The organism is Kitasatospora sp. NPDC088264 (genome assembly GCF_040685715.1).
Taxonomy (GTDB): Bacteria; Actinomycetota; Actinomycetes; order Streptomycetales; family Streptomycetaceae; genus Kitasatospora.
Genome location: NZ_JBFBIR010000010.1, coordinates 85,513 through 109,358, shown reverse-complemented (window position 1 = coordinate 109,358; position 23,846 = coordinate 85,513). Strand labels below are relative to the sequence as shown.

At 73.5% G+C, this 23,846-nt stretch carries 24 protein-coding genes; 18 read left to right on the top strand and 6 right to left on the bottom strand.

The features are described 5' to 3' along the window. Positions 1-9 precede the first annotated feature (9 nt). The 5 genes from AB0O82_RS11065 (at position 10) to AB0O82_RS11045 (ending at position 3,617) form a co-directional block, all read left to right on the top strand. Complete coding sequence (locus tag AB0O82_RS11065; RefSeq protein WP_363582374.1) at positions 10-903, top strand: RNA polymerase sigma-70 factor; 894 nt, start codon at positions 10-12, stop codon at positions 901-903. 34 nt (positions 904-937) lie between these two features. Continuing rightward, positions 938-2,053, top strand: coding sequence for a MerR family transcriptional regulator (locus AB0O82_RS11060; RefSeq protein WP_363582372.1), 1,116 nt, complete (start codon positions 938-940; stop codon positions 2,051-2,053). Positions 2,054-2,122: 69 nt separating this feature from the next. Continuing rightward, positions 2,123-2,587: a helix-turn-helix transcriptional regulator gene (locus AB0O82_RS11055; protein WP_363582370.1), complete on the top strand. Its 465-nt coding sequence runs from the start codon at positions 2,123-2,125 to the stop codon at positions 2,585-2,587. 2 nt (positions 2,588-2,589) lie between these two features. Further along, on the top strand, positions 2,590-3,144 hold the full coding sequence (locus AB0O82_RS11050; RefSeq protein ID WP_363582368.1) for a hypothetical protein: 555 nt from the start codon (positions 2,590-2,592) through the stop codon (positions 3,142-3,144). Between the two features lie 122 nt (positions 3,145-3,266). Further along, positions 3,267-3,617 carry a DUF2516 family protein gene (locus tag AB0O82_RS11045; RefSeq protein ID WP_063348783.1) on the top strand — a complete coding sequence of 117 codons (351 nt, stop codon included), beginning with the start codon at positions 3,267-3,269 and terminating at the stop codon, positions 3,615-3,617. A gap of 83 nt (positions 3,618-3,700) precedes the next feature. Here the strand turns inward: AB0O82_RS11045 and AB0O82_RS11040 are convergent, their stop codons facing one another. Both AB0O82_RS11040 and AB0O82_RS11035 read right to left on the bottom strand, forming a co-directional pair. Beyond that, positions 3,701-5,197, bottom strand: a complete 1,497-nt coding sequence (locus AB0O82_RS11040; RefSeq protein WP_363582366.1) for a SpoIIE family protein phosphatase — start codon at positions 5,195-5,197, stop codon at positions 3,701-3,703. Between the two features lie 455 nt (positions 5,198-5,652). Next, a complete protein-coding gene (locus AB0O82_RS11035) occupies positions 5,653-6,483 on the bottom strand; it encodes a class I SAM-dependent methyltransferase (RefSeq protein ID WP_363582364.1) in 831 nt (276 codons plus the stop codon). A 227-nt stretch (positions 6,484-6,710) separates the two neighbouring features. Between AB0O82_RS11035 and mshA the strand changes: the two genes are divergently transcribed. Both mshA and AB0O82_RS11025 read left to right on the top strand, forming a co-directional pair. Further along, positions 6,711-8,084, top strand: coding sequence for a D-inositol-3-phosphate glycosyltransferase (gene mshA, locus AB0O82_RS11030; protein WP_363582362.1), 1,374 nt, complete (start codon positions 6,711-6,713; stop codon positions 8,082-8,084). A 109-nt stretch (positions 8,085-8,193) separates the two neighbouring features. Then, positions 8,194-8,706 (top strand): YbjN domain-containing protein, encoded by a 513-nt coding sequence (locus AB0O82_RS11025; RefSeq protein WP_363582360.1) that lies wholly within the window; start codon positions 8,194-8,196, stop codon positions 8,704-8,706. A 22-nt stretch (positions 8,707-8,728) separates the two neighbouring features. Here AB0O82_RS11025 and AB0O82_RS11020 read toward each other — a convergent pair whose 3' ends face one another. Then, entirely contained in the window at positions 8,729-10,090 is a 1,362-nt protein-coding gene (locus tag AB0O82_RS11020) for an MFS transporter (protein WP_363582358.1), read from the bottom strand. Positions 10,091-10,239: 149 nt separating this feature from the next. Here AB0O82_RS11020 and AB0O82_RS11015 point away from each other — a divergent pair, with 149 nt between their 5' ends. Both AB0O82_RS11015 and AB0O82_RS11010 read left to right on the top strand, forming a co-directional pair. Then, positions 10,240-10,998 carry a phosphoglyceromutase gene (locus AB0O82_RS11015; protein WP_363582356.1) on the top strand — a complete coding sequence of 253 codons (759 nt, stop codon included), beginning with the start codon at positions 10,240-10,242 and terminating at the stop codon, positions 10,996-10,998. 282 nt (positions 10,999-11,280) lie between these two features. After that, positions 11,281-11,871: a lytic polysaccharide monooxygenase gene (locus AB0O82_RS11010; RefSeq protein ID WP_063348790.1), complete on the top strand. Its 591-nt coding sequence runs from the start codon at positions 11,281-11,283 to the stop codon at positions 11,869-11,871. A 114-nt stretch (positions 11,872-11,985) separates the two neighbouring features. Here the strand turns inward: AB0O82_RS11010 and AB0O82_RS11005 are convergent, their stop codons facing one another. Then, on the bottom strand, positions 11,986-12,165 hold the full coding sequence (locus tag AB0O82_RS11005; RefSeq protein ID WP_063348791.1) for a hypothetical protein: 180 nt from the start codon (positions 12,163-12,165) through the stop codon (positions 11,986-11,988). 274 nt (positions 12,166-12,439) lie between these two features. Then, positions 12,440-13,120 carry a phosphate signaling complex protein PhoU gene (gene phoU / locus AB0O82_RS11000; protein ID WP_350878362.1) on the bottom strand — a complete coding sequence of 227 codons (681 nt, stop codon included), beginning with the start codon at positions 13,118-13,120 and terminating at the stop codon, positions 12,440-12,442. Between the two features lie 307 nt (positions 13,121-13,427). Here phoU and AB0O82_RS10995 point away from each other — a divergent pair, with 307 nt between their 5' ends. Both AB0O82_RS10995 and AB0O82_RS10990 read left to right on the top strand, forming a co-directional pair. After that, entirely contained in the window at positions 13,428-14,849 is a 1,422-nt protein-coding gene (locus AB0O82_RS10995) for an ATP-binding protein (protein WP_363582353.1), read from the top strand. Between the two features lie 2 nt (positions 14,850-14,851). After that, on the top strand, positions 14,852-15,547 hold the full coding sequence (locus tag AB0O82_RS10990; RefSeq protein WP_030061050.1) for a response regulator transcription factor: 696 nt from the start codon (positions 14,852-14,854) through the stop codon (positions 15,545-15,547). A gap of 109 nt (positions 15,548-15,656) precedes the next feature. Here the strand turns inward: AB0O82_RS10990 and AB0O82_RS10985 are convergent, their stop codons facing one another. Beyond that, a complete protein-coding gene (locus tag AB0O82_RS10985; RefSeq protein ID WP_363582351.1) occupies positions 15,657-16,325 on the bottom strand; it encodes a DUF461 domain-containing protein in 669 nt (222 codons plus the stop codon). 428 nt (positions 16,326-16,753) lie between these two features. Here AB0O82_RS10985 and AB0O82_RS10980 point away from each other — a divergent pair, with 428 nt between their 5' ends. The 7 genes from AB0O82_RS10980 to AB0O82_RS10950 all read left to right on the top strand — a co-directional run bounded on the left by AB0O82_RS10980 (position 16,754) and on the right by AB0O82_RS10950 (position 23,806). Further along, complete coding sequence (locus AB0O82_RS10980) at positions 16,754-17,236, top strand: CarD family transcriptional regulator (protein WP_030244332.1); 483 nt, start codon at positions 16,754-16,756, stop codon at positions 17,234-17,236. A gap of 281 nt (positions 17,237-17,517) precedes the next feature. Further along, positions 17,518-18,273 carry a 2-C-methyl-D-erythritol 4-phosphate cytidylyltransferase gene (gene ispD, locus AB0O82_RS10975; RefSeq protein WP_363582488.1) on the top strand — a complete coding sequence of 252 codons (756 nt, stop codon included), beginning with the start codon at positions 17,518-17,520 and terminating at the stop codon, positions 18,271-18,273. After that, positions 18,263-18,784 (top strand): 2-C-methyl-D-erythritol 2,4-cyclodiphosphate synthase, encoded by a 522-nt coding sequence (gene ispF, locus AB0O82_RS10970; RefSeq protein WP_363582349.1) that lies wholly within the window; start codon positions 18,263-18,265, stop codon positions 18,782-18,784. Before ispD ends, ispF begins: the two co-directional genes overlap by 11 nt. A 146-nt stretch (positions 18,785-18,930) precedes the next feature. Next, entirely contained in the window at positions 18,931-19,323 is a 393-nt protein-coding gene (locus tag AB0O82_RS10965; protein WP_063348796.1) for a PPOX class F420-dependent oxidoreductase, read from the top strand. Positions 19,324-19,417: 94 nt separating this feature from the next. Further along, positions 19,418-20,827 carry a cysteine--tRNA ligase gene (cysS, locus tag AB0O82_RS10960; RefSeq protein ID WP_363582347.1) on the top strand — a complete coding sequence of 470 codons (1,410 nt, stop codon included), beginning with the start codon at positions 19,418-19,420 and terminating at the stop codon, positions 20,825-20,827. Between the two features lie 135 nt (positions 20,828-20,962). Further along, positions 20,963-21,955, top strand: coding sequence for a 23S rRNA (guanosine(2251)-2'-O)-methyltransferase RlmB (gene rlmB, locus AB0O82_RS10955; protein ID WP_363582345.1), 993 nt, complete (start codon positions 20,963-20,965; stop codon positions 21,953-21,955). A gap of 252 nt (positions 21,956-22,207) precedes the next feature. Then, a complete protein-coding gene (locus AB0O82_RS10950; RefSeq protein WP_363582343.1) occupies positions 22,208-23,806 on the top strand; it encodes a DoxX family membrane protein in 1,599 nt (532 codons plus the stop codon). Positions 23,807-23,846: the final 40 nt, after the last annotated feature.

The window sequence follows — 23,846 nt, the reverse complement described above, 5'->3', positions numbered from 1 at the left end:
GTCGGAGCGGTGACCGACACTCTCACCGACCCCGCCCTCGACGACTTCGAGCGGCACCGCCGGATGATCTTCGGTATCGCCTACCGGATGCTCGGCAGCGTCGCCGACGCCGAGGACCTGGTCCAGGACACCTGGCTGCGCTGGAGCGGGGTCACCGGCCCGGTCGCCAACCCGGGCGGCTACCTGGCCCGGACGGTCACCAACCTCGCGCTCAACCGGCTCGACTCGGCCGCCGTCCGCCGCGAGGCCTACGTCGGCCCCTGGCTGCCCGAGCCGCTGGTCGCCGAACCGGACGCGACCGCCGACGTCGAGCGTGCCGAGACGGTCTCGTTCGCCCTGCTGGTGGTGCTGGAGAGCCTGTCCCCGCTGGAGCGGGCCGTCTTCGTCCTCAAGGAGGCCTTCGGCTTCTCCTACCGGGAGATCGCCGAGGCGCTGGAGCGCACCGAGGCCGCCTGCCGGCAGGTCGGCAGCCGGGCCAAGGCGCACGTCCGGGCCCGCCGGCCGCGCTACGACGCCCCGCCGGAGCTGCGCCGCCGCGCCACCGACGAGTTCCTCGCGGCCTGCGTCGGCGGCGACCTCAACCGGATGCTGGACCTGCTCGCCCCCGACGTCACCTCCTGGACCGACGGCGGCGGCGTGGTCCGCGCCGCGCTGCGCCCGGTCACCGGCGCCGGCAACGTCGCCCGCTTCCTGCTCGGGGTGCTCGGCCAACTGGGCGAGGGCGTCGAGCTCCGGCCGGTCCTGGTCAACGGCCAGCCCGGGCTGCTGGTCACCCAGGACGGCGCGATCGACGCCGTCTCGGTGTTCGACTTCGCCGAGGGGCCCGACGGTCGGCCCCGGATCGCCGAGCTGCGCATCGTCCGCAACCCGTCGAAGCTCGCCCACCTCACCGGCCGGGCTTGACCCTCGACCTGGTCGAGCCCGCAGAGTCACCGGCATGGAGAGCGAGCTGCACAGCATCGGCGAGCTGGCCCGCGCCAGCGGTCTGGGCGTCGGCACCCTGCGCTACTACGACGGCGCCGAGGTGCTCACCCCCGCCTGGGTCGACCCGCAGACGGGCTACCGCTGGTACCGGCCCGGGCAACTCGCCGACGCCCGCCTGCTGGCCCGGCTGCGCCGGGTCGGCCTGCCGCTGGCCGGCATCCGCGCCGTGCTCGGCGCGGCGCCCGGCTCCGGCGAGGCCGCGCGGGTGCTCGACGCGCACCTGCGCCGGCTGGAGGACGGCCTCGCCGACGCCCGCCGCGAGCTCTCCCTGATCCGCGTGATGATCGACCAGAGGGAGCAACCGATGAGCACCACCCCCGCCGAAGTCCGCTTCACCGTCCCCGCCGAGGAACTGGCCGCCGCACTGGACGCGGTCCGCTTCGCCGTCGGCGGCGACCCCGGAACCCCGGCGCTCGCCGGGGTGCTGTTCGAACCGGACGGCCCGGTGCTGCGCCTGGTCGCCACCGACCGCTACCGGATGGCGCTCGCCGAGGTGCCCGCCACCACGGCGCCCGCCCGGCCGGACGGCGGCACGATCGTCCCCACCGCCCTGGTCGACGCCCTGCGCGCGCTGCTCGGCGCGGGCGCGGGCGCGGCCGAGGTCACGGTGACCCTCGGCGGCGGCCTGGTCCGGGCCGAGACCGGCGGCCACCGGATCGAGGGCGCCGCCCTGGACTTCGACTACCCCGACCACCGGGTGCTGACCCGGCTCGAACCGGAGCACCGGATCGACCTGTCCGCCGCCGAACTGCGCGGCGCCGTCGAGACCGGCGCCACCCGCACCCTGCCCTCCGGCCCGAACGGCGCGGACTGCGTGGTCACCGTCCTCACCCTCACGGCGGACGGCCGCCTGGCGGTGGCCGGTGCCGAGCCCGGCCCCGAATCCGCGTCCGGAGACCTGAGGGTGGCGGTCAACCGCGACTTCCTGCTGGACGCCCTGCGGGTCGGCCGGCCCGAGCAACTGGTGCTCGAACTCGGCGGCCCGATCGCCCCCTTGGCGATCCGCACGCCGGGCCGGGAGGGCACCTTCTCGCTCCTGATGCCGGTCCGCGTCCCCGACCTCGGCTGAGCCCGCCCGCCGTTTGCTGTTGTTAACATCCTGCTTGCATCTGCAAGCAGGATGTTGCAGTCTGCTGGCATGGCCTCACTGAACGTCGGCTCGCTGGGCGAGTACATCCGCGAGCAGCGCCGGAACGCGCAGTACTCACTGCGCCAGCTGGCGGAGGCCGCAGGCGTGTCGAACCCGTACCTCAGCCAGATCGAGCGCGGGTTGCGCAAGCCGAGCGCGGAGATCCTGCAGCAGATCGCGAAGGCGCTGCGGATCTCGGCGGAGACGCTGTACGTCCAGGCCGGGATCCTGGAGGAGCGGCGTGGTGAGGGCCTGGAGCTGCGGGCCTCGATCCTGGCCGATCCGCTGGTCAACGAGCAGCAGAAGCAGGCGTTGCTCGCGGTCTACGACGCCTTCCTGAAGGAGAACGCCGTCCAGCGGGGCGCGGTGGCCGAGCGGTCGCCCGCGGCCGGCACCGGCACCGGCGTTCCACCAGCCTCCGGCCCGACGACCGACGGCTCAGCCACCCAGAACATCCACCGGGAGGACCGGTAAGCATGCCGATCACCGACGAGATCAAGAAGACCCTGAGCGACCCGACCCCGCTGTACGCCATCGCCGGCGCCGGGGATCTCGCGTACGAGAAGCTGCGCGAGGTGCCGGGCCGGGTGGAGGCGCTCACCGCGGACCGCAAGGGCGCGCAGGAGAAGGCCACCGCCCGGTTCCAGGAGGCGCAGACGAAGCTGGCCGAGGCGCAGGCCAAGGTCACCGAGACCGTCACGACGCTCCCCGTCGACCTGCGGACCCTCCAGGAGCGGGCGCAGGGCTTCGCCCTCCAGCAGGTCGGCCGCGCGGTCGAGCTGGCGGTGAAGGCCAAGGAGACGTACGACGAGCTGGCCGAGCGCGGCAAGGTCGTGGTGGATCGGGCCCGCCCGGGCGCGCCCGCCGAGCCGGGGCAGCCGGCCGGGGAATCGGAGCTCGCCCGGGCGTCCGAGCCGGTCGAGGCCGAGCTGGTCGAGGACGACACCGACACTGACACCCCGGCCGCCGACGCCCGGCCCGCCCCGAAGAAGGCCGCCCGCGCCCGGAAGGCCACCGACCGCGCGGAGTGAGGGTAGGGCCGCCGGACGGGCACATCCGGTGACCGCAGGACGTTGACAGGAGAGCGGACGGTCGACCGTGCCAGGATGGGCGGTGGCCGGAGCGCCGGAGGCGAGAGACAGAGGAGAGCGTGATGGGCGGAGTGGCCCAGATTCTGGACTTGGCCTATCTGAACCCGATCTGGTGGCTGTCCGTCGCCATCCTGGGTTTCAAGCTGTTCGCCCTGGGCGACGCGGTCACCCGCCGTGAGGACGCCTACCGGGCGGCGGACAAGAAGACCAAGCCGTTCTGGCTGGCGATCCTGGCGATCGCCTTCGGCTGGGACCTGCTGTTCGGGGTGAACTTCTTCACCGGCATCGGGACGCTCGCCGGGCTGGTCGCGTCGATCGTCTACATGGTGGACGTGCGTCCGGCGATCCGGGAGCTGACCGGTGGTGGCGGCCGTGGCGGCCGCAGCAACACCGGTCCGTACGGCCCCTGGTAGGCCGCGCGATCGGGCGACGACCAGGCAACGGCGAGGCCCGGGCGGGGAGTTCACCCGCCCGGGCCTCGCCGTATCCAGCCGGCTCAGCCGAGGATCAGCTGCACCGGGTTGCGTTCCAGCAGCAGCACCGCGACGTCGTCCGTCAGCGCGCCGCCGTTCAACTCCTCGACCTCGGCGATGGCGCTGTCGACGAGCCGGCCCCGGGTGAGCCCGGCGGACTGGTGGTCGCCGATGAGGTCGGCCAGGCCGTCCTGGCCGAGACGGCGGGAGCCGGCCCCGACCCGGCCCTCGATCAGCCCGTCGGTGTAGAGCAACAACCGCCAGCCGGGCTGGAGTTCGAGCTGGTGGGCGGGCCACGCGGCCTGCCCGTCGTGGCACGGCAGCAGGCCGAGCGCCGGACCGGCGAGGTCGGCGGGCAGGGTGACCGGCTGGTGGTCGCGGCCGAGCAGCAGCGGCGCCGGGTGCCCGGCGAGGTAGAGCCGGGCAGGCTCGCCGGCGCCGAGCGAGTCGAGGCCGCCGCTGGCGCCGCCCGGCTCGATGACGAGCATGCAGAGCGTCGCGAAGATCTCGTCGCTGCGCCGCTCGTGTTCCAGCACGTGCTGGAGGGTGGTCAGCAGGGCCTCGCCGGTGAGGCCCGCGAAGACGAGGGTGCGCCACGCTATCCGGAGGGCGACGCCGAGCGCGGCCTCGTCCGGGCCGTGGCCGCAGACGTCGCCGATCACGACGTGGACGGTGCCGTCGTCGGTGCGGACGGCGTCGTAGAAGTCGCCGCCGAGCAGGGCGCGGCGGCGGCCCGGGCGGTAGCGCCGGGTGAAGGAGAGGCCCGCGCCGTCGAGCAGCGGGGTGGGCAGCAGGTGGCGTTGGAGCCGGGCGTTCTCCTGGCCGCGCAGTTCGGCCTCGACGAGGCGGCGCTGCGACTCGTCGGCGCGCTTGCGCTCGACGGCGTAGCGCAGGGCGCGGCCCAGCAGCGGGCCGTCCGTCGCGTGCTTGATCAGGAAGTCCTGGGCGCCCGCGGCGACGGCGGCGGCGCCCAGTTCGGCGCCGGCCGCGTCGGTGAGTACCACGACCGCGGTGTGCGGGGCGCGGCGGAGCAGTTCGTGCAGGCCTTCGAGGCCGTCGGAGTCGTCGGACGGGTGCGGCAGGTCGGCGGGGGCGGCGAGGTCGAGCAGCACGCAGCTGAACTCGCTGCCGCGGGAGCGCCCGCGCCGGGTGCCGGACGGGGACACGGCGAGCAGTTCGGTGGCCTGTTCCAGCCCGCGGGCCCAGTGGATCTCGATCGAGGTGCCGCTGTCGGCGACCGCCGCCTTGATCAGCTGGGCGTCGGAGGCGTCGTCCTCGATCACCAGCAGTTTGAGCGGAGCGGTGCTGCTGGCGGCCACCGCGGCGGGGGCGTCGGCGGGGGCCGAGGTGTGTCCGGTCTGGTGCCGGGGGTGCGGTATCGGGGGAGCGGCCGTCACCGGGCCGGCCGGCGTCGGGCCGGTCAGGGCCGGGCGGTTGCGGGCATGGTCAACGGGGGCGCCGGCCTGGGCGCCCGACAGGCTCGTGGCACCAGGTGCCCGCCCGTCTCCCGTTGCGGGCATCGGTGGTTCCTCCCTTTCCCCGAGTGCGTAACGGTCAGCGCCCGTCCGCAGTGCCCGCCTGGCACCGTGCGCCGGGGAACTTCTCGCGACCATAACGTGATCTCCGGGGATTTCTCTGGCCGACCGGCGCCGTTGTGGTTTTTGCCACGCCGGTGGCGGTGCGGTGATCTGACTCGGACGACGGCTGGGATCCCCGCGTCGGCGGGGAAGGAGGGGGGACGGGCGAGGGTGACGCGGATCACCCTGGTCGAGGGTGACGTCGGGGGCCGCAGGTGGACGCCGTGGCGCCGGGCGGCGACGGCGCACGGGCGGGTCGTCCGGCGGCGTCCATCGTGACGTGATGGGGCGTCAACACGCCAGTGGTATTCGATAACTCGTTCGAGTGAATGCGGCGAGTCGCTCACCCGCACCGGCCCCGGTCCGTGCCGGGCCGGCGGCTCCGGCCGCGCGACCCGCTACGGCGCGAGCGCGCTCCAGGGCACCGTGACCTCGCCCTGCCGCCACCGTCCGCGCGCGTCCACCAGCGGCCAGTCGCCCGCCAGCGCCGTGCAGGCCGCCACCCAGCGCTGCCGCGCCCCGAACGCCCCGTACGGCGCGGCCGCCGCCCAGACCCGGTCGAAGTCGGCCAGGAAGGCGTGCACCGGTCGGCCCGGCACGTTGTGGTGGATCAGCGCCTTCGGCAGCCGTTCGGCCAGGTCGGAGGGCTGGCCGAGGCCGCCCAGCCGGGCCGCGAAGGTCACCGTCCGGGGCCCCTCCGGGCCGAGCGCGACCCAGACGTGCCGCCGTCCGATCTCGTCGCAGGTGCCCTCCACCAGCAGCCCGTCCGGAGCCAGCCGGGCGCAGAGCCGCTCCCAGACCCCGGCCACCGCCGACTCGTCGTACTGCCGCAGCACGTTGGCGGCCCGGATCAGCTGGGCCGGCGCGCCGCCGTCCAGCGGAACCTCGAAGCCGCCGCGCCGGAAGGTGAGCAGTGGCGGTTCGGCGTACGGCAGCGCGGCCGTGACCCGCTCCGGCTCGATCTCGATCCCGACCACCCGGACGTCCGGGCGCACCGTGCGCAGCCGCCCGGCCAGTTCGACGGCCGTCCACGGCGCGGCGCCGTAGCCGAGGTCGACCGCCACCGGCGGGCGGCCACCGGCGCGCAGCGTGCGGCCGAGGGTGTGGGCGATCCAGCGGTCCATCCGCCGCAGCCGATTGGTGTTGGTGGTGCCCCGGGTGACCGTCCCCACCGGCCGTCCGGTCCGCCCACGGGTGGGTGCGGTCGCGGAGTCGAAGGAGGCAGCCATGCCTGGAAGGGTAGTCGGGTCCGCGTCGGCACCGCTGTGACCTGGGACGTCACCCCGTCCGACATCTCGTCCGGCATCTCGTCCGCCGGACCGGGAATGCCGGACGCGGGCCGGGTGGTTGGCTGTCTGGTGGTGATGTGTGCCCGGGACGGGGCAGCGCACACCGGACAGCGGGCGGCCCGTGCGCGGGCCGCCGAGACGGGCCGCACAGAGGAGGCTTCAGCCAGGTGATCCAGCACCCCGTCCGTTCGGTACGCCGTGCCCAGCCCGCCGCGCCCGCGCGGGGCCGGCTCCAGTCGCTCGTCCCGGGCCGCCGCCGCCCGCGCCGGATAGCGATGCTGAGTGTCCACACCTCGCCGCTGCACCAGCCCGGCACGGGGGACGCCGGCGGGATGAACGTCTACATCGTCGAGCTGGCCAAGCGCCTGGCCGCGCTCAACATCGAGGTCGAGGTGTTCACCCGGGCGATCTGCTCGGACGACGCCCCCACCGTCGAGCTGGCCCCCGGCGTGCTGGTCCGGCACGTCACCGCCGGCCCGTACGAGGGCCTGCTGAAGGAGGACCTGCCCGCCCAGCTGTGCGCCTTCACCCACGGGGTGCTGCGGACGGAGGCGGGCCACCGCCCCGGCCACTACGACCTGGTGCACTCGCACTACTGGCTCTCCGGGCAGGTCGGCTGGCTGGCCGCGCAGCGCTGGGGGGTGCCGCTGGTGCACACCATGCACACCATGGCGAAGGTGAAGAACGCCGCGCTGGCCGAGGGTGACACGCCCGAGCCCGCGGCCCGGGTGATCGGCGAGACCCAGGTGGTCGAGGCGGCCGACCGGCTGATCGCCAACACCACCGAGGAGGCCGCCGAGCTGGCGCTGCACTACGCTGCCCGGCCGGACCAGCTGGCCGTCGTCCACCCCGGCGTCAACCTGGACGTCTTCCGCCCCGGCGGGGCGTCGGCGCGGGCCGCCGCCCGGGCCCGGCTGGGCCTGCCGCAGGACGCCGCGGTGCTGCTCTTCGCGGGCCGGATCCAGCCGCTGAAGGCCCCGGACGTGCTGCTGCGGGCGGTCGCCGAGCTGCTGGCGCGCCGCCCGGGGCTGCGCGAGCACCTGCTGGTGCCGGTGGTCGGCGGTCCGTCCGGCACCGGACTGGCCCGGCCGGAGAGCCTGCACAAGCTCGCCGCCCAGCTGGGCATCGGCGACGTGGTGCGGTTCCATCCGCCGGTCGGCCAGGCCGAGCTCGCGCAGTGGTACCACGCGGCGACGGCGCTGGTGATGCCCTCGTACAGCGAGTCCTTCGGGCTGGTCGCTCTGGAGGCGCAGGCCTGCGGCACCCCGGTGGTGGCGGCCTCGGTCGGCGGCCTGCCGGTCGCGGTGCGGGACGGCGAGACGGGCACGCTGGTGCACGGCCACGACCCGGCGGCCTGGGCGCACGCGCTGGAGCCGTACGTCACCGACCGGGGCCTGGTCGCCCGGCGCGGCGCGGCGGCGGCCCGGCACGCGGCCGGCTTCGGCTGGGACACCGCCGCGGCCGGCACCGCCGAGGTGTACGCCGGAAGCCTGGCCCGCCCGGCCGGCCGCTTGGCCGCCGCCCGGCGGCGGCTGGCCTGACCGCGGCCTGACCGCGGCCGGACCACGAGCCGACTGCGGCCCGACTGCGGCGGCCGGGGGCACGCACCGCTGGTGCGCGCCCCCGGTACCGCCGAGTAACGTCACCCCCATGGCAATCCGCACCAAGGACGAGGCCCTGACCCTCCTGCGCACCGCCCTGGACGACGCCGGAGCGGCCTGGGAGCCCGCCGCCACCGACCCGTACACGCTGGTGGTGACGCTCCCGGGCACCCGCAAGCTGAGCACCGCCTGCGCGCTGCGGGTCGGCGACCACACCCTGTCGGTGAACGCCTTCGTGATCCGCCGACCGGACGAGAACCACGAGGCCGTCTACCGCTGGCTGCTGGAGCGCAACACCCGGCTGTACGGCGTCGCGTACGCGATCGACCCGCTCGGCGACGTCTACCTGGCCGGCCGCCTGCCCCTGGAGGCGCTCACCCCGGACGCCGTGGACCGGCTGCTCGGGACGGTGCTGGAGAACGCCGACGAGCCGTTCAACACCCTGCTGGAGCTGGGCTTCGCCTCGGCGATCCGGCGCGAGTGGGAGTGGCGGACCAAGCGCGGGGAGTCCACCCGCAACCTGGCCGCCTTCGCCCACCTGGCCGCCCCGGCGGCCGACTGACCCGGCAGCGGGGCCGACGCCCTCAGATGCCCGCCGGAGCCTTCTTCTCCGCGGCGGGCTCCGTCACCTCGGTCACCGGCACCTCCGTCACCTCGGTCACCTCGGTCACCGCGACCTCGGTCACCGCGACCTCCGGCACCGCCCCGGCGCGGCCCGCCGTCGCGTCCGTGCGCCGCCCGAGCACCACGTGCCCGGCCGCCGCGACCGTGCCGCAGACCCCGCACACGATCCAGAGCACCGCGGAGCCGGCGTGCTGCAGCAGCAGACCGCCGATCGCCGGGCCGAGGAACGAGGCGAGCGACCAGGAGAGCGAGTAGACGCCCTGGTAGCGGCCGCGCGCGTGGGTCGGCGCCAGTTCGGCGACCAGTCCCATGATGGTCGGCGCGTTCAGGACCTCGCCGACCGTCCAGACCGCCACCGAGAGGGCGAACAGCCACGCGGACGACCCGGCCAGCGCCGCCAGCCCGAAGCCCCAGCCCGTGATCAGGCAGCTGGCTATCAGCATGGCGGTCCGGGAGCGGGCCTCCATCCACCGGGTGAGCGGGATCTGGAGCACCACGATCAGCAGCCCGTTCAGGCCGATGACCAGCCCGTACTCGGTGGAGCTGATGCCCGCGGCACCCATGTCGACGGCCAGGGTGGTGCTGCCCTGCTGGAGGATCAGGGCGAGCAGCAGGTTGAGCCCGACGACGGCCATGAACCGCCCGTCCCGGAACACCGCGCCGAGGCCGACCGTCGGCTCGTCCGTCCCCTTCCCGTGCTGCGGCGAGTCCTGCGGCTTGGTCTCGGGGATTCGGATGAAGATCACCACCGCGCACACCAGCGTGGAGAGCGCGTCGAGCAGGAAGAGCGTGAGGTAGCCGTGGGTGGCGATCAGGCCGGCCACGGCGGCGGAGAGGCCGAAGCCGATGTTGATCGCCCAGTAGTTCAGCGAGTACGCGCGGACCCGGTCCTCGGCCGGGACGAGGTCGGCGATGATCGCCGAGGTCGCGGGCCGGGTGGCGTTGTTGCAGAGGCCGACCAGGAAGGCCACCGTGGCGATCGCCACCTGGCCGTCCGTGAAGCCGAGTACGGCGGTGAACAGTGCGGTGCCGAGCTGGGCGGCGACCAGGGTCGGGCGCCGGCCGATCCGGTCGGTCAGCACGCCGGCGCCGATCGCGGCGACGGCCGAGCCGAGGCCGTAGAGGGAGGCCACCAGGCCCGCGTAGGAGGCCGAGTACCCCCGGTTGGTGGTCAGGTAGAGCGCGAGGAAGGTGAGCACGAAAGCGCCCAGCTTGTTCACCAGCGTGCTCACCCAGAGCCACCAGAACTCCCGTGGCAGCCCGCCCACCGTCTCCTGTATCAGCCTTCGGATCCGGGGGTTGGTGATCAGGGCGACGGGCATGTGGGGGGCTCCCGGGGCAGGTGTCCGCCGAGCGGCACGGGCAGGTCCGGTCAGCCGACGTATGTAAGTGTCAGATGGGCGGTGCACACATTACACATCTGTCGTAGGTCCGGACCAGCGCTTTTCCTGCCTCCACTAAGCTGGGGGCCATGGCTGACACGACGTACCGACTCATCCTGCTCCGCCACGGCGAGAGCCAGTGGAACCAGAAGAACCTGTTCACCGGTTGGGTCGACGTCGACCTCAACGAGAAGGGCGAGAAGGAGGCCGCGCGCGGTGGCGAGCTCCTGGCCGCCGAGGGCCTGTTCCCGGACGTGCTGCACACCTCGCTGCTCCGCCGTGCGATCCGCACCTCGCAGATCGCCCTGGACAGGGCCGACCGCCACTGGATCCCGGTCAGCCGCAGCTGGCGCCTGAACGAGCGACACTACGGTGCGCTCCAGGGCAAGGACAAGGCCCAGACCCTGGCCGAGTTCGGCGAGGAGCAGTTCCAGCTGTGGCGCCGCTCGTACGACACCCCGCCGCCGGTGCTGGCCGATGACGCCGAGTACTCGCAGGCCGGTGACGCCCGCTACGCGGACATCCCGAGCGAGCTGCGTCCGCGCACCGAGTGCCTGAAGGACGTCGTCGACCGGATGCTCCCGTACTGGTACGACGCCATCGTCCCGGACCTCGCCGCCGGCAAGACCGTCCTGGTCACCGCCCACGGCAACAGCCTGCGCGCGCTGGTCAAGCACCTCGACGGCATCTCCGACGAGGCCATCGCGGGCCTGAACATCCCGACCGGCATCCCGCTCGTGTACGAGCTCGACGCCGATTTCAAGCCCGTCACCAAGGGCGGCCGCTACCTCGACGCCGACGCCGCCGCCGCGGCCATCGAGGCGGTCAAGAACCAGGGCAAGAAGTAACCCGCCTGGCGAAACGGCCCCGCCTCCCGGTTCGCCGGGGGCGGGGCCTTCGTCGTTCAACCGGCCTGTGCGGAAGTCGAGTTGAGTCCGGATTCGGCGGCCGGATCCGGGCTCGTCCCAATAGTGGTTCAGACCATTGACGGGTGGCGGAGTCCGCTCCTACGGTGAGGGCGCCGGACTGCCGCAGGCATGCCAAGGATCTCCCCGTCCCGGCCGCCGCACCCCCACGCGCGCGAGTCTGCGTCCCGGCGCACTCTCCATCCACCCCCACGGAGGAGCATCATGCGCACACGTCACATCGTCGGGGCGGTGGTCGCCGCCCTCGCGGTGCCGCTCACCCTCGCCGTCCCGGCGCAGTCCCACGGGTACATCTCGACGCCGCCCAGCAGGGCCGCGCTCTGCGGAGCGGGCGGGGTGTCGTGGGACTGCGGCGACATCCAGTGGGAGCCGCAGAGCGTCGAGGGCCCCAAGGGCTTCCCGAACGCCGGGCCCGCCGACGGCACCATCTGCGCCGGCGGCAACTCCCGCTTCGCCGAGCTGGACGACCCGCACGGCGGTGCCTGGCCGACCACCGCGGTGACGGCGGGGCAGCAGCTCACCTTCACCTGGACGTTCACCGCCCGGCACGCGACCACCGACTTCCGCTACTACCTGACCAAGCCGGGCTACGACGCGAGCCAGCCGGTCACCCGGGACAGCCTGGACCTGACGCCCTTCCTGATCGCCCCGTACGGCGGGAAGCAGGTGCCCAGCACGCTCAGCCACACCGCGACCGTCCCGAGCGGGCGCACCGGCCACCAGGTCGTGGTCGCGGTCTGGACGATCGCCGACACCGGGAACGCCTTCTACTCCTGCACCGACGTCCAGTTCTGACGCCCGGGGCGGCACGGTGACGCCGTGCCGCGGACCCGCGGCACCAGGACGCGCAACGAGGTGCACGGCCGACGGAAGGCCGTGCACCTCGGGAACTCCTCGGCGGCGGACCGCTCAGTGGCCGCCGCAGCAGCCGCCGTCCGCGCCGCCGCACTGGCAGGGCGCGCCGGACTGGCAGCCGCAGCCGCAGCCGGGGCCGCAGCCGCAGCCGGCCGCGAGGACGGGCAGGAGCTTCGGGGTGGGCGGCTCGACGGTTTCGTGGGCGCGTGCCGGTCGGGTGGGGTTGGCCTTCATCGAGCTGTTCCCTCCTAGTGACGGGCACAGTCCTGTGCCCCCAACGTCGAGTGAAGCCGCCGATCGGAGGGAGCGTCAACAGGCGCGCAGTGGTGGGATGTACGGGGCGTCGTGCGCCCCCACCACCCCTGTCGCAGGTTTACTCACCCCGCGAGGGGAGCGGCCGCCCCTTGAAGCCCCGAGCCCGAGCCCGAGCCCGAGCCCGATCCCGATCCCGATATGCCGAGCCCCGAGACGCCGAGCCCCGAGGCGGCCGCACCGCACCCGCACGAGGTCACTCCGCCGCCGCGGCCTCCGAGGCGGCCACGAACTCGGCCACGTGCTCGCCCGTCACCAGGTACACCACGCGCTTGGCGACCGACACCGCGTGGTCCGCGAAGCGCTCGTAGTAGCGGCCGACCAGGGTGATGTCGACGGCGGTCTCGATGCCGTGGTGCCAGCGGTCGTCGATCAGGTGCGACAGCAGCTCGCGGTGCAGGGAGTCGATGGCGTCGTCGTCCTGCTCCAGCTCCAGTGCCTTGTCGACGTCCTTGGTGGCGATCACCAGGCCGGTCTTGGCCACCAGGCGCTGGGCGAGCTGGCCCATCTCCAGGACGGTGGAGTGCAGGTCGCCGGGCACGGCGGAGTCGGGGTAGCGCATCCGCGCGACCTTGGCGACGTGCCGGGCGAGGTCGCCGCAGCGCTCCAGGTCGGAGCTCATCCGCAGCGAGGTGACGACGATGCGCAGGTCGGTGGCGACCGGCTGCTGGCGGGCGAGCAGGTCGATCGCGCGGTTCTCCAGCTCGTGGTGGAGGTCGTTGATCTTCTCGTCGGCGGCGATCACGCTCTCCGCCAGCGCCAGGTCCGCGTCCAGGAGTGCGGTGGTGGCCCGGCCCAGGGCCGAGCCGACCAGTCGGGCCATCTCGACCAGGCTGTCGCCGATCGCATCGAGTTCCTCGTGGTACGCGTCGCGCATGCTCTCTCCTCAGTAGCTGTGTCGGTGGCGGTGCCGACCGGCCGGCCCGTCCGACGATCGTCTTGTCGTCCGGGTGACCGCTGCTGGTGGCGCGAATCGTACGCGCACACCTGAGGCGACGGCCGGTGGTTCGGCCCGCCGCCCACTCCCACACGGGCTGCATGGCCAACTCTGGGCCGTCCGGGCGACGATGCACGGCCGGTGTGGTGAATCAGCGGCCACGTGAAGGTGAATTCTCGGCAACGCGTGGCCGATGCCTTGATCGGGCCCTTGGGGAGTGGCCTGGCCGTGCGCTTACGCTGGCCACATGGACGTGAACGTGGCCGCCGCCGCTGCCTGCGCCATAGCCGGGCTCGGCGTCGGCCTCACGGCCTCCATCGCCTTCCGTTGGAGCGAGCGCGAGCAGGCCAGGGGCAGGTACGGCGGCACCAGCAGCAGACACCACGGTCGGCACCAGGGCCTGGGCGCCGGCACCCCGGAGCCCCCGCTGCCGCCGGGGGTGGACACCGTCCTCTCCGTCCTCCGCTCCTGCGCGATCGTGCTGGGCGAGGGCGACGAGGTGGTCAAGGCCAGCTCCGCGGCGTACGCGATGGGACTGGTGCGCGGCGGCGCGGTCGCCGTGGACCAGATGCTCTCGCTGGCGCGCGCCACCCGCCGGGACGGCGAGATCCGCCAGGTCGAGTTGGAGGTGCCCCGCCCTGGCGTGGCCCGTGCGGGCGAGCCGCTCGCGGTCTCCGTCCGGGTCGCCCCGCTGGGCTCCCGGCTGGTGCTGGTGCTGGTCGAGGACCAGACCGAGCGCCGCCGGGTGGAGGCGGTCCGCCGGGACTTCGTGGCCAACGTCAGCCACGAGCTGAAGACCCCGGTGGGTGCCCTGTCGCTGCTCTCCGAGGCGGTCGCCGACGCGTCCGACGACCCGGAGGCGGTGCAGCGCTTCGCCGGCCGGATGCAGATCGAGGCAACCAGGCTGGCCAGCCTGGTCCAGGAGATCATCGACCTCTCCCGGGTGCAGGACGACCGGCTGATGGTGGACCCGGAGCCCGTCGCGGTGGACGAGCTGATCGCCGAGGCGATCGACCGCTGCCGCCAGCAGGCCGCCGCCAAGCAGATCCTGATCACGGCCGGCGGCATCGCCGGGCTCTACCTGCACGGCAACCGCGGCCAGCTCGCCGCGGCGCTCGGCAACCTGGTCGAGAACGCCGTCAACTACAGTCCTCCCCGTACCCGGGTGGCGATCGCCACCCGCCGGATCTCCAGCGCCGCGGCGCTCGGGGAGGCGGACGGCGAGCTGATCGAGATCTCGGTCACCGACCAGGGCATCGGCATCTCGGAGAAGGACCGCGAGCGCGTCTTCGAGCGCTTCTACCGGGTCGATCCGGCCCGCTCCCGGGCGACCGGCGGAACCGGCCTCGGCCTGTCCATCGTCAAGCACGTCGCCGCCTCGCACGGCGGCACGGTCTCGGTGTGGAGCGTCGAGGGCCAGGGTTCGACCTTCACCATCCGCCTGCCCGCCGGGCAGGCGCCCGAGGCCGAGGACGGCGACGACCTCGACGACACCGGCGACCTCGGCACCCGCGGTGCCACCGGCGGCCGTGGCGCCGCCGCCGCGCCCACCAGAACCCTCACCACGGACCGGACGGCCACCACAGGCCGCACGGACCGTCCGCTCCCCACGGGGGAGCGGGAACACCCCCTGTCAGACGCAACCCCCCAGCTTGCCCCGGAGGCCTGATCGTGACCCGAGTACTGGTGGTCGAGGACGAGGAGTCGTTCAGCGACGCCCTGTCGTACATGCTCCGCAAGGAGGGCTTCGAGGTGGCCGTCGCCGCCACCGGCCCCGACGCCCTGGAGCAGTTCGAGCGCAACGGCGCCGACCTCGTCCTGCTCGACCTGATGCTGCCGGGCCTGCCGGGCACCGAGGTCTGCCGTCAGCTGCGGGTGCGCTCCAACGTGCCGGTGATCATGGTCACCGCCAAGGACAGCGAGATCGACAAGGTGGTCGGTCTGGAAATAGGTGCGGACGACTACGTCACCAAGCCCTACTCCACCCGTGAGCTGGTCGCCCGGATCCGGGCGGTGCTGCGCCGCCGCGGCGAGGACGGCGGTGCCGGCGAGAACGGCGGCGGCCCGGGCGCCCTGGAGGCGGGCCCGGTCCGGATGGACGTCGACCGGCACGTGGTGACCGTGGACGGCGCCAAGGTCGACCTCCCGCTGAAGGAGTTCGACCTGCTGGAGATGCTGCTGCGCAACGCGGGCCGGGTGCTCACCCGCATGCAGCTGATCGACCGGGTGTGGGGCGCGGACTACGTCGGCGACACCAAGACCCTGGACGTCCACGTGAAGCGCCTGCGGGCCAAGATCGAGCCGGACCCGGGCGCCCCGCGCTACCTGGTCACGGTCCGCGGCCTGGGCTACAAGTTCGAGCCGTAAACCGCGGGCGCGGACAGACGCGGAAGGCCCCCGCCGGCAGTTGCCGGAGGGGGCCTTCGCGTTGGTGTCCGGCGGGCCCGGGAGGGCCCGCCGGACACCGGGTGGTGCGTCAGTGGGCGCCGGCGGACTGGGTGGCACCCGGGGTGGCGGCACCGGACGGCGTGGCCGCACCGGTGGTGGCCGGGGCGGCCGGGGTGGTGGTGCCGGCGGCCGGGGTGGTCGCGGCGGTGGTGGCGCCCTTGGTGGGCGCGGCGGCCGGGGCCGACGTCGGGCCGAAGCCCTTGTAGAGGCCCTTGTTCGGGCTCACGCCGGCCTGGGCGTCGACCTTCTGGCCGTCCTTGAAGGTGAACGAGGTGGGGACGAAGCCGCCGACCTGGACGCCGACCGAGGCGACCTTGGCGGACGGGTTGCCCTCGCCACCGATCGCCACGGCGCCGCCGGCCGGGACGACGATGGTGGACAGCGGGGCGCCCGCGGCGTCGGAGAACGCGGCGGTGGCACCGTTGCCGACGGTGACGGACTGCAGCTCCGCCGGGGTGCTGCCCGTGTTGGCGATGTTGACGGTCACGTTGGCGGGACCGTTGTGCTCGCCCGAGGACTCGTCCCCGGTGACGACCACGATGTTGTTCAGCCGAAGGTTCGTTCCGAGGGTTGCCGCCGCGTTGTCGGGCTTGACCTGCAGCGTGTCCGGCGTGTTGCCGGCGGCGCAGGACGACAGCGAGGCGATGGCGATGGCGGCGATGGCGGCGATGCTGCCGCGTCGAAGGCTGCGGCTCACGGCGGCGGCTTCTCCTAAGTCAACGTGTCGATAGGTCAGGCCTCAGATTATCGACCTCACTTATGCGCTCCTCACGGGGTGGTCCCCGTGTCGCACTCCCGGGGTTCGCGGGGCGGCCGTCCGGCCGCACTTGTGGCGTGTCCGGGTCACCCTCGGGACAAGCTTCGACCAAGATCGAATAACGATGTGGATACGGCCCGATAAACGGTGAAAACCCAAGATCCAATCATGGTTTCCCGGGTGTTGCGCAAGGTTTCGCCGAACGCTGGAACCGCCTCCGACCTGCGGGAAGCCTCCCTCGAACACCGGTCGCAGCACGTCATGGGGGTCCTTGTCAAGCCCCGAGACCGGCCCTGACCTGCGAAAACGCCCTTCGGGTGCGCTGAAAAGCGTGTTATTCTGGAAAGCCACGGAAGGGGTCCTGTCACATGACGTTCAAGGTTGGCGACACGGTGGTCTACCCCCATCACGGGGCCGCGCTGATCGAGGCCATCGAAATTCGCCAGATCAAAGGTGTGGACAAGACCTACCTGGTGCTCAAGGTGCAGCAGGGAGACCTGACGCTCCGCGTGCCCGCTGAGAACGCGGAGTTCGTCGGCGTGCGCGATGTAGTCGGCCAGGAGGGTCTGGACCGGGTCTTCGAGGTGCTGCGCGCACCGTACACCGAAGAGCCGACCAACTGGTCCCGTCGCTACAAGGCGAACCTGGAGAAGCTCGCCTCTGGCGACGTTATCAAGGTCGCCGAGGTTGTGCGCGACCTCTGGCGCCGTGAGCGCGAGCGCGGCCTCTCGGCCGGCGAGAAGCGGATGCTCGCGAAGGCGCGCCAGATCCTCGTCAGCGAGCTCGCGCTGGCGGAGAACACCAACGAGGACAAGGCGGAGACGCTGCTCGACGAGGTGCTGGCCTCGTAGCGCAGTCGGGCTGCCGCCCACCGCTCACAGCGCCCGGTGTCGGCGCGCCGCTCCCAGGACCAAGCGTCCCGGGGTGGTGCAGTGGCACTTCGGGCGCTGAGGCGTGTCCGGACGACGCCCCCGCCCCGAGCCGGTCCAGGCCCGGCAAGACCGTTTTCCGTCCTGCAAGACCGATTCTGCGGGATTGTGCGGCGGACGGTTGGACCGTAATTCTTCGGAAGGGGCCCGTAGCGCCCGCCGGGCACGCCAAGGCCATACCCACTTCTCCGAAGGAGTGAAACCTGAACGCCTCAGCAGCAGTCGCAGCAGCAGTGGTGCCCGCCGCCGGACGCGGTGAGCGGCTGGGGCCCGGTGCCCCGAAGGCCCTGCGGGAACTGGGCGGCGTGCCGCTCCTGGTGCACGCCGTGCGGGCGCTGGCCCGCAGTCGGGCGGTCGGCCTGGTCGTGGTCGCCGCGCCCGCCGACGGGGTGGCCGAGGTGGTCGCCCTGCTGGACAGCCACGGGCTGGACGGCAAGGACATCCGGGTGGTCGCCGGTGGCGCCACCCGCCAGGAATCGGTCCGGCTCGGCCTGGCCGCGATCCCGGCCGAGGTGGAGATCGTCCTGGTGCACGACGCGGCCCGCCCGCTCGTCCCGGTCGAGGTGGTGGACGCGGTGGCGGCCGCCGTCCGGGCCGGGGCCGGGGCGGTGGTGCCCGCGGTGCCGCTGGCCGACACGGTGAAGCGGGTCGAGCCGAGCCCGGGCCGCCCCGAGCCGGTGCTCGACACGCCCGACCGGGCCACCCTGCGCGCGGTCCAGACCCCGCAGGGCTTCGACCGGGCCACCCTGGTCGGGGTGCACGCCAAGGCGCTGGCCGAGGAGGCCGCGGGCGCCGACGGCGCGCCGCCGGTCACCGACGACGCGGGCCTGGTGGAGCGCTACGGCGGCCAGGTCGTCGTGGTGCCCGGCCACGAGGAGGCGTTCAAGGTCACCCGTCCACTGGACCTCGTGCTCGCCGAGGCCGTACTCGCCCGCCGGAGGGCCGCCGATGCCTACTGACCCGCTGACGCCCGCCGCCCAGGCCCCGGCCCCCGTGCTGCCGCGCGTGGGCATCGGCACCGACGTGCACGCCTTCGAGGCCGGCCGCCCGCTCTGGGTGGCCGGACTGGAGTGGCCGGACGCCGGGGTCGGGCTCTCCGGGCACTCGGACGCTGACGTCGCCGCGCACGCGGCCTGCGACGCGCTGTTCTCGGCCGCTGGGATCGGCGACCTGGGCGCGCACTTCGGCACCGACCGGCCGGAGTGGGCCGGCGCCTCCGGGGTGAAGCTGCTCGGTGAGGCGGCCCGGCTGGTGCGCGCCGAGGGCTTCGAGATCGGCAACATCGCGGTCCAGGTGGTCGGCGTCCGGCCGAAGATCGGCAAGCGGCGGGCCGAGGCGCAGGCCGCGCTGTCGGCCGCGGCCGGTGCGCCGGTGTCGGTGTCCGGCACCACAACGGACGGCCTGGGCCTGACCGGTCGGGCCGAGGGGCTGGCCGCGATCGCCACGGCCCTGGTGTACGAACGGCGTTGAGCCGGGCGCGGTCAGCAGGGCAGGAATAGGCGGGTCCTGACGAGTGTTCACCCGGCGTGGCGGTGGATCGGTCGGTAGTGTGCGGTTTCGGGCCCGGGCGGGGCTTCCCCTCGGGCCGTACCGCCGACGATGAGAAGAGGTTCTCGATGGGCGTCGAACTCTCTGGCCCCGCCAAGGAATTGCTCGACCGCAAGAGTTTCGCCGTGGTGTCCACGATCCAGCCCGACGGCAGCCCCCAGTCCTCGGTCGTCTGGGTCACGCGGGACGGCGACGACATCCTGTTCTCCACCGTCCAGGGCCGCCGCAAGCACCTCAATCTGGTGCGGGACCCGCGCATCTCGCTCGTGGTCAACCCGCCGGAGAACCCGTACGAGTACGTCGAGGTGCGCGGCTCGGCGACGATGACCACCGAGGGCGGCCGGGAGCTGATCAACGAACTGTCCCGCAAGTACCGCGGCGAGGAGTACGGGTTCGACGGCCCGGACGACGTCCGGGTGGTCGTCCGGCTCAGCCCGCGCAAGGTGGTCGGCAACATCTGACCGGCCCGCGCGGCCCGTGGTTCCCCGGGAGTGCGGCATATCATTCCCGGGGAATGTCGCGGGGCACCCCCTCCTGCCCACTACGCTTGACGCTGTGAGCATTCGCCTGTACGACACCAGCACCCGCCAGGTACGCGACTTCGTCCCGCTTGTACCGGGTTGTGTCTCGATCTACCTGTGCGGCGCTACCGTCCAGTCGGCGCCTCATATCGGGCACATCCGGTCCGGTCTCAACTTCGACATCATGCAGCGGTGGTTCGCCTACCGCGGCTACCAGGTCACCTTCGCCCGGAACGTCACCGACATCGACGACAAGGTGATCGCCAAGGAGCGCGAGTTCGGTATCCCGTGGTGGCAGATCGCCTACGAGAACGAGCGGGCGTTCAACGACGGTTACACCGCGCTCGGCTGCCTGCCGCCGACCGTCGAGCCGCGGGCCACCGGGCACATCCCCGAGATGGTCGAGATGATGCGGGGGCTCATCGAGAAGGGCCACGCCTACGCGGCCGACGGCAACGTCTACTTCGACGTGAAGTCGTACCCGGACTACCTCGCGCTCTCCAACCAGAAGCTGGCCGACCTGCGCCAGCCCGAGGGCGAGGGCGAGACCGGCAAGCGGGACCAGCGCGACTTCGCGATGTGGAAGGCAGCCAAGCCGGGCGAGCCGAGCTGGGAGACCCCGTGGGGCCGCGGCCGGCCGGGCTGGCACCTGGAGTGCTCGGCGATGGTCCACAAGTACCTCGGCCCGGCCTTCGACATCCACGGCGGCGGGCTGGACCTGATCTTCCCGCACCACGAGAACGAGATCGCCCAGTCCAAGGCCTACGGCGACGCCTTCGCCAGCTTCTGGGTGCACAACGCCTGGGTCACCATGGCCGGCGAGAAGATGAGCAAGTCGCTGGGCAACTCGGTGCTGGTCTCCGAGATGGTCCAGCGCTGGCGTCCGATCGTGCTCCGCTACTACCTCGGCACCCCGCACTACCGCTCGATGATCGAGTACAGCGAGGACGCCCTGCGCGAGGCCGAGGCCGGGTTCGGCCGGATCGAGGGCTTCATCCAGCGCACCGTCGAGCGCTGCGGGGCGGTCGACGCCGCCCCCGAGGTGCCGCCGGCCTTCGCCGAGGCGATGGACGACGACCTGGGCGTTCCGCAGGCGCTCGCCGTCGTGCACACCGCCGTCCGCCAGGGCAACAGCGCCCTGAACGCGGACGACAAGGAGAACGCGGTGGCGCGTCTGGCCGAGGTCCGTGCGATGCTCGGAGTGCTGGGTCTCGACCCGCTCGCCCCGCAGTGGGCCGGGTCGGAGCGCGGCGAGCCTGGGACAATGAAGAGCATGCACGGTGTGGTCGACTCGCTGGTCCGCCTGGTCCTGGACCAGCGGCAGGCGGCGCGTCAGCGCAAGGACTTCGCCACCGCGGACGCCATCCGCGACCAGCTCGGCCTGGCCGGGCTGGTGATCGAGGACACCCCGTCCGGCCCGCGCTGGACGATCAACAGCCAGTAACCCCATCTGACGATCGGGGTGAGGGTGGGCCGTACCGGACCGGTGCGGCCCTCCCGCATGACGTAGCGCATGCAGTCGGCCGCCGCCGGACAGAACGGGGCGGCCGGGCATGCCGGACAGACAGGAAGTACAGCCATGGCCGGCAACAGCCAGCGCAGGAACCGCCGCAACCCCGGGTCGAAGAAGGGCGCGTCTGTCGGTACCGGCGGCCACAGCCGGAAGGGGCTCCAGGGCAAGGGCCCGACCCCGCCCGGAGCGGAGCGCAAGGGCCACCCGAAGCAGCGCGCCGCCAACGCCGCGGTCAAGCGCGAGCGGGACGCCAAGGCCCGCGCCGGCATGCGCCGCGCCGGCGGCGCCGGTCGCGGTGGCCGGGGCGGCGCGGGCAGCGCCGAGCTCGTCTTCGGCCGCAACTCGGTCGTCGAGGCCCTTCAGGGCGGCGTCCCGGCCACCGCGCTGTACGTCCAGCAGTTCGTCGACACCGACGACCGCGTCCGCGAGGCCTTCCAGGCCGCCAACGACCGTGGCATCCCGCTGATGGAGGCCCCGCGCCCGCAGCTGGACCAGATGACCGGCGGGCTCAACCACCAGGGCCTCGTGCTCCAGGTGCCGCCGTACGAGTACGCGCACCCCGACGACCTGCTGGTCGAGGCCTCCGACTCGGGCCAGGACGCGCTGATCATCGCGCTGGACGGCGTCACCGACTCGCGCAACCTCGGCGCCGTGGTCCGCTCCGCCGCCGCCTTCGGCGCGCACGGCGTGGTCATCCCCGAGCGCCGCGCGGCCGGCATGACCGCCGGTGCCTGGAAGACCTCCTCCGGCGCCGCCGCCCGTCTGCCCGTCGCCCGGGCCACCAACCTCACCCGCACCCTGGAGGCCTACCAGAAGGCCGGCCTCATGGTGGTCGGCCTGGCCGCCGACGGCGAGGCCGAGCTGGGCGACCTGGAGCTGCTGACCGGCCCGGTGGTGATCGTCGCGGGCAGCGAGGGCAAGGGTCTGTCCCGGCTGGTCTCGGAGACCTGCGACATGCGGGTGCGGATCCCGATGTCCGGGCTGACCGAGTCGCTGAACGCCGGTGTCGCGGCGGGCATCGTGCTCTACGAGGCCGCGCGGCTGCGCGCCAAGCGCTGAGCACAGTCGGTGTGCGGGGCGCAGGGGAACTTCTGAATTCTCCGCAATCCGAGTGAAAAGCGATCGGGCCCGACCAGGCCCGATCGCTTTTCTCATGATCATTTCAAGTATGCGCCGGACATCCACTCGGGAGAGTGTCCTAAGCGGTGGTCACCCGGTTAGACGGGCGTGGACACCAGAACACCTCGGCGCCCCCTGTTCGGCGGCGGCAGCACCGGGATAGACGCGGGCCCCGGCCTTGACACGGTCAAGGTGCCGTCCGACCCCGCGCGCCTCAGCATCACCCAGGCGAGCTTCCGGCTCCGGCTCGGCGCCCCGGTGGCGCCGCTGATCGAGGCCCCGGCCGGACTGCTGTCCACCGGCGCCGCGTTCGGCGACCCGTACGCCGACCAGGGCCTGATCCGCCGTCCGCTGGTCACCCCGCAGGTCGTGGTGCCCGCCTCCGCCGTCCCGGCGCTCGCGGGGGCCGCCGGGGGCGGTGCGCCGCGCCGCAAGGGCCGGGTCACCGCCGTCACCTGGACCGGGCAGGCGCCCCCCGGGGACCTCGCGGCCACCCAGCTGCTGGACGCCGTCCGGCTCACCGGCTCCGGACCCGACGGCGGCGGCCCGGGCGTGTCGGACACCCGGGTGATCCCGTCCTACTCGGGCGCCCGGACCGTCCCGCGCCAGCCCCGGGAGGGTGCCGGCACCGCCACCGACGCGGGCATCGGCCCGGTCGGCGCACCGCAGGGCTGGACCCCGAGCGGCGAGCTCCCCGAGGTCTCCGCGACGGCCGCCGAGGGCAAGCAGCCCTGGTACCCCGGCCGCCGGGTCGACCTCGGCCTGGTCCTGCTGCCGCTGCGCGCCGTCCTCGGCTCGCTGTCCGTCTACGCCGGGTTCAGCAAGCTCTGCGACCCGGTCTACTTCGACGGCGGCGAGCGCGGCTCGATGATGCGCTGGCTCGCCTCGCTGCACCCCTGGAAGGTCGCCGAACCGCTGCTGGCCTTCGCCATGGCGCACCCGGTCGGTGCCGGCCTGGTGGTGTCGTTCACCCAGGTCGTGGTCGGCGTGCTGACCGTCCTCGGCCTCTGGCAGCGGCTCGCGGCCGGGGCGGCGATGCTCCTCTCCGCCGCGCTGCTGTTCACCGTCAGCTGGCGGGCCGTGCCGGTCTACGACACCCCCGACCTGATCTTCCTGGCGGCCTGGAGCCCGCTGCTGATCGCCGGAGCGCCGTTCGCCTCCCTGGACGGGCGGCTCAACCTGGAGGCCTGGCGGCGCTACGGCGCCGACGCGCCCGCCGCGCTGCGCCGCCGGGTGCTGCGCCGCGGCACGGTGGTCACCACGGTCGTGGTCGGGGCGACCCTGCTGCTCGGCTCGATGCTCGGCGCGGCGGTGCGGACCGGGGCCCGGACGCACCAGGCACCGGCCCGTCCGGCCACCGACTACGGCACGCCGGTCTGGCCCAGCGGCGCCCCGACCGGCACCCCGGGCGGCCAGGGCTCGTCCACCTCGCCCTCGCCCGCCCCGCGCCCGGCCACCCCCACGCCGAGCCCGACCACCCCGCCCTCCTCCGCCCCGGCAACCCGCCCGGGCAGCCCGACGCCGAGCGGCAAGGGGCACTCCACCAAGGCGGAGACCGGGGCCGGCACGACCCCGACCCCCGCCGCGCCGTCCGCCGCCGCGTCGTCGGCCGGTTCCTCGCCCGCCCAGCGCAGCACCCCGGCCCCCGCCGGCTCGGGGGCGGCGTCCAAGCCCAGCCCGAGCTCGGGGGCGAGCCCCGGGCTGCTCGGCGGGGTGCTGGGCAGCGGCCCGCTCGCTGACCTGTCCGGCGGCGCCCGCTCCTCCCACCCGGGGGCGCCCACGTCCACCTGACGGCCCGTGGACGCGATCGGCCGGGTGCTCCTTGGCGGAG

Excerpts from the sequence above, each read along its gene's own strand:
- AB0O82_RS11010 (WP_063348790.1), top strand. The coding sequence starts at position 11,281 with ATGCGCACACGTCACATCGTCGGGGCGGTGGTCGCCGCCCTCGCGGTG.
- AB0O82_RS10965 (WP_063348796.1), top strand. The coding sequence starts at position 18,931 with ATGGGCGTCGAACTCTCTGGCCCCGCCAAGGAATTGCTCGACCGCAAG.
- AB0O82_RS11045 (WP_063348783.1), top strand. The coding sequence starts at position 3,267 with ATGGGCGGAGTGGCCCAGATTCTGGACTTGGCCTATCTGAACCCGATC.
- ispF (WP_363582349.1), top strand. The coding sequence starts at position 18,263 with ATGCCTACTGACCCGCTGACGCCCGCCGCCCAGGCCCCGGCCCCCGTG.
- AB0O82_RS11015 (WP_363582356.1), top strand. The coding sequence starts at position 10,240 with ATGGCTGACACGACGTACCGACTCATCCTGCTCCGCCACGGCGAGAGC.
- AB0O82_RS11025 (WP_363582360.1), top strand. The coding sequence starts at position 8,194 with ATGGCAATCCGCACCAAGGACGAGGCCCTGACCCTCCTGCGCACCGCC.
- AB0O82_RS11050 (WP_363582368.1), top strand. The coding sequence starts at position 2,590 with ATGCCGATCACCGACGAGATCAAGAAGACCCTGAGCGACCCGACCCCG.
- AB0O82_RS10980 (WP_030244332.1), top strand. The coding sequence starts at position 16,754 with ATGACGTTCAAGGTTGGCGACACGGTGGTCTACCCCCATCACGGGGCC.
- AB0O82_RS11035 (WP_363582364.1), bottom strand. The coding sequence starts at position 6,483 with ATGGCTGCCTCCTTCGACTCCGCGACCGCACCCACCCGTGGGCGGACC.
- AB0O82_RS10995 (WP_363582353.1), top strand. The coding sequence starts at position 13,428 with ATGGACGTGAACGTGGCCGCCGCCGCTGCCTGCGCCATAGCCGGGCTC.
- AB0O82_RS11040 (WP_363582366.1), bottom strand. The coding sequence starts at position 5,197 with ATGCCCGCAACGGGAGACGGGCGGGCACCTGGTGCCACGAGCCTGTCG.
- AB0O82_RS11055 (WP_363582370.1), top strand. The coding sequence starts at position 2,123 with ATGGCCTCACTGAACGTCGGCTCGCTGGGCGAGTACATCCGCGAGCAG.
- rlmB (WP_363582345.1), top strand. The coding sequence starts at position 20,963 with ATGGCCGGCAACAGCCAGCGCAGGAACCGCCGCAACCCCGGGTCGAAG.
- AB0O82_RS11060 (WP_363582372.1), top strand. The coding sequence starts at position 938 with ATGGAGAGCGAGCTGCACAGCATCGGCGAGCTGGCCCGCGCCAGCGGT.
- phoU (WP_350878362.1), bottom strand. The coding sequence starts at position 13,120 with ATGCGCGACGCGTACCACGAGGAACTCGATGCGATCGGCGACAGCCTG.
- AB0O82_RS11005 (WP_063348791.1), bottom strand. The coding sequence starts at position 12,165 with ATGAAGGCCAACCCCACCCGACCGGCACGCGCCCACGAAACCGTCGAG.
- AB0O82_RS11020 (WP_363582358.1), bottom strand. The coding sequence starts at position 10,090 with ATGCCCGTCGCCCTGATCACCAACCCCCGGATCCGAAGGCTGATACAG.